1 tRNA gene and 2 rRNA genes are annotated in these 4224 nt (G+C 50.4%); all 3 read right to left on the bottom strand.

Annotated features, from left to right (window positions below):
* Positions 1 to 2190: ribosomal RNA gene (locus tag ACFOSE_RS09630) — 23S ribosomal RNA — on the bottom strand; the annotation flags it as partial.
* Positions 2191 to 2367: 177 nt separating this feature from the next.
* Positions 2368 to 2440: transfer RNA gene (locus tag ACFOSE_RS09625), tRNA-Ala, on the bottom strand.
* 183 nt (positions 2441 to 2623) lie between these two features.
* Positions 2624 to 4180: ribosomal RNA gene (locus ACFOSE_RS09620) — 16S ribosomal RNA — on the bottom strand.
* Positions 4181 to 4224 lie beyond the last annotated feature (44 nt).

The raw sequence follows: 4224 nt of genomic DNA, 5'->3' as shown, positions 1-4224 counted from the left end.
AACACAAGGGTAGTATCCCAACAGCGCCTCCAATGAAACTAGCGTCCCATCTTCTACGGCTCCTACCTATCCTGTACATGTGCTACAGATACGCAATATCAAACTGCAGTAAAGCTCCATGGGGTCTTTCCGTCCTGTCGCGGGTAACCTGCATCTTCACAGGTACTAAAATTTCACCGAGTCTCTCGTTGAGACAGTGCCCAAATCATTACGCCTTTCGTGCGGGTCGGAACTTACCCGACAAGGAATTTCGCTACCTTAGGACCGTTATAGTTACGGCCGCCGTTTACTGGGGCTTCAATTCACACCTTCGACCTAAGTCTAAGCGCTCCTCTTAACCTTCCAGCACCGGGCAGGCGTCACCCCCTATACGTCATCTTACGATTTTGCAGAGAGCTGTGTTTTTGATAAACAGTTGCTTGGGCCTTTTCACTGCGGCTGACCTTGAGCCAGCGCCCCTTCTCCCGAAGTTACGGGGCCATTTTGCCGAGTTCCTTAACGAGAGTTCTCTCGATCACCTGAGGCTACTCGCCTCGACTACCTGTGTCGGTTTGCGGTACGGGTAGAGTATCTTTAAACGCTAGAAGCTTTTCTTGGCAGCCTGACATCACGAACTTCGCTACTATACTTCACTCCCCTTCTCAGCTCAATGTTGCAGAACTAAGCATTTGACTCAGTCCACACCTCACTGATTGGCCGGACTCTTCCAGTCGTCCGGTTCCGCTAGCCTTCTGCGTCCCTCCTTCACTCAATACTCTAGTACAGGAATATCAACCTGTTGGCCATCGAATACACCTTTCGGTCTCTCCTTAGGTCCCGACTAACCCAGGGCGGACGAGCCTTCCCCTGGAAACCTTAGTCTTACGGTGGATGGGATTCTCACCCATCTTTCGCTACTCATACCGGCATTCTCACTTCTATGCACTCCAGCACTCCTCACGGTATGCCTTCACCACACATAGAACGCTCTCCTACCATACCTATAAAGGTATCCACAGCTTCGGTAAATTGTTTTAGCCCCGGTACATTTTCGGCGCAGGGTCACTCGACTAGTGAGCTATTACGCACTCTTTGAATGAATAGCTGCTTCTAAGCTAACATCCTAGTTGTCTGTGCAACCCCACATCCTTTTCCACTTAACAATTATTTGGGGACCTTAGCTGGTGGTCTGGGCTGTTTCCCTTTCGACTACGGATCTTAGCACTCGCAGTCTGACTGCCGACCATAAATCATTGGCATTCGGAGTTTATCTGAGATTGGTAATCCGGGATGGACCCCTCACCCAAACAGTGCTCTACCTCCAAGATTCTCTATTGTCGACGCTAGCCCTAAAGCTATTTCGGAGAGAACCAGCTATCTCCAAGTTCGTTTGGAATTTCTCCGCTACCCACAAGTCATCCAAGCACTTTTCAACGTGCCCTGGTTCGGTCCTCCAGTGCGTCTTACCGCACCTTCAACCTGCTCATGGGTAGGTCACATGGTTTCGGGTCTACATCAACGTACTAAGGCGCCCTCTTCAGACTCGGTTTCCCTACGGCTCCGTCTCTTCAACTTAACCTCGCACGTCAACGTAACTCGCCGGTTCATTCTACAAAAGGCACGCTCTCACCCATTAACGGGCTCGAACTTCTTGTAGGCACACGGTTTCAGGTTCTCTTTCACTCCCCTTCCGGGGTACTTTTCACCTTTCCCTCACGGTACTGGTTCACTATCGGTCACTAGGGAGTATTTAGGGTTGGGAGATGGGCCTCCCAGCTTCCGACGGGATTACACGTGTCCCGCCGTACTCAGGATCCTGCTAGGTATAAAGACTATTTCAAATACGAGGCTTTTACTCTCTTTGGCCGACCTTCCCAGGTCGTTCTTCTATACTCTTTAAGGCCTTATTGCAGTCCTACAACCCCAGAGTGTAAACACTCTGGTTTGCCCTCCTGCCGCTTCGCTCGCCGCTACTGAGGCAATCGCTCTTGCTTTCTCTTCCTGCAGCTACTTAGATGTTTCAGTTCACTGCGTCTTCCTTCCTCTACCCTTAACAGGTAGGGATACTAGCCTTTAGCTAGTGGGTTCCCCCATTCGGACATCTCTGGATCATAGCTTACTTACAGCTCCCCAAAGCATTTCGTCGTTCGTCACGTCCTTCATCGGCTCCTAGTGCCAAGGCATCCACCGTGCGCCCTTACTAACTTAACCTTATTCTTGCTCGATAGCAGTCGCTTTTTCTCGGTTTCTTTCTTGTTACTTTCTTTGATAGATATTCAATTGTCAATGGGCAAACGTGATATCTTAAACCCCTGAGACCTATCTCTAATAAGTTTGAGGGCCCTTCAAATATCATGCTAGGATAAAAAGTCATCTCTCATATCCTAATGGAGCCTAGCGGGATCGAACCGCTGACCTCCTGCGTGCAAAGCAGGCGCTCTCCCAGCTGAGCTAAGGCCCCACAAAACCTCTCAAAACTAAACAGACAAACCAAGTGCTTCCTTTGTAAGAACAGATAATGAGTCAAATTGTACTCGGGCTAAAAGCTTGTGATTTAGATAAACCATCTGGTATGCAAGCATACTGCGTTGGTTTCCTAAAATCAAGTCGCTTTTTACGCCCTCTGTTACTTACTTTTCCTTAGAAAGGAGGTGATCCAGCCGCACCTTCCGATACGGCTACCTTGTTACGACTTCACCCCAATCATCCATCCCACCTTAGGCGGCTGGCTCCTGAACGGTTACCTCACCGACTTTGGGTGTTACAAACTCTCGTGGTGTGACGGGCGGTGTGTACAAGGCCCGGGAACGTATTCACCGCGGCGTGCTGATCCGCGATTACTAGCGATTCCGACTTCATGGAGGCGAGTTGCAGCCTCCAATCCGAACTGAGATTGGCTTTCAGAGATTAGCTTGCCGTCACCGGCTCGCAACTCGTTGTACCAACCATTGTAGCACGTGTGTAGCCCAGGTCATAAGGGGCATGATGATTTGACGTCATCCCCACCTTCCTCCGGTTTATTACCGGCAGTCTCGCTAGAGTGCCCAACTTAATGATGGCAACTAACAATAAGGGTTGCGCTCGTTGCGGGACTTAACCCAACATCTCACGACACGAGCTGACGACAACCATGCACCACCTGTCTCCAGTGTTCAAAAGAAACTTTCTATCTCTAGAAATAGCACCGGGATGTCAAGACCTGGTAAGGTTCTTCGCGTTGCTTCGAATTAAACCACATGCTCCACCGCTTGTGCGGGCCCCCGTCAATTCCTTTGAGTTTCAACCTTGCGGTCGTACTCCCCAGGCGGAGTGCTTATTGCGTTAGCTACGGCACTAAGCCCCGGAAAGGGCCTAACACCTAGCACTCAGCGTTTACGGCGTGGACTACCAGGGTATCTAATCCTGTTCGCTACCCACGCTTTCGAGCCTCAGCGTCAGTCTCAGACCAGAGAGCCGCTTTCGCCACCGGTGTTCCTCCATATATCTACGCATTTCACCGCTACACATGGAATTCCACTCTCCCCTTCTGAACTCAAGTCCTGCAGTTTCCAAAGCTAACATTGGTTGAGCCAATGCCTTTAACTTCAGACTTACAAAACCGCCTGCGCTCCCTTTACGCCCAATAAATCCGGACAACGCTCGGGACCTACGTATTACCGCGGCTGCTGGCACGTAGTTAGCCGTCCCTTTCTGGTTAAGTACCGTCACGATAAGGGCTTTCCACTCCCTTACCCGTTCTTCCTTAACAACAGAGCTTTACGATCCGAAAACCTTCTTCACTCACGCGGCGTTGCTCGGTCAGGGTTCCCCCCATTGCCGAAGATTCCCTACTGCTGCCTCCCGTAGGAGTCTGGGCCGTGTCTCAGTCCCAGTGTGGCCGTTCACCCTCTCAGGTCGGCTATGTATCGTCGCCTTGGTAGGCCTTTACCCTACCAACTAGCTAATACAACGCAGGTCCATCTCTAAGCGGAGCTCTTGCCCCTTTTATGTGGCTAACATGCATTAGCCACGCCTATGCGGTATTAGCTATCGTTTCCAATAGTTATCCCCCTCTTAAAGCCAGGTTACCTACGCGTTACTCACCCGTTCGCGACTCATGAGTAATGGTGGAGCAAGCTCCGGTATTACCCATGCGTTCCACTTGCATGTATTAGGCACGCCGCCAGCGTTCGTCCTGAGCCAGGATCAAACTCTCATTAATAATAGTTGATCAAAACTCATGCTATCACTAGCTGTTTCTATTTT

Origin of the sequence: Streptococcus dentapri, from assembly GCF_042649885.1 — a bacterium.
GTDB lineage: Bacteria > Bacillota > Bacilli > Lactobacillales > Streptococcaceae > Streptococcus > Streptococcus dentapri.
The sequence above is the reverse complement of the archived record's forward strand: the minus strand, read 5'-3'. Positions and strand labels throughout refer to the sequence as shown.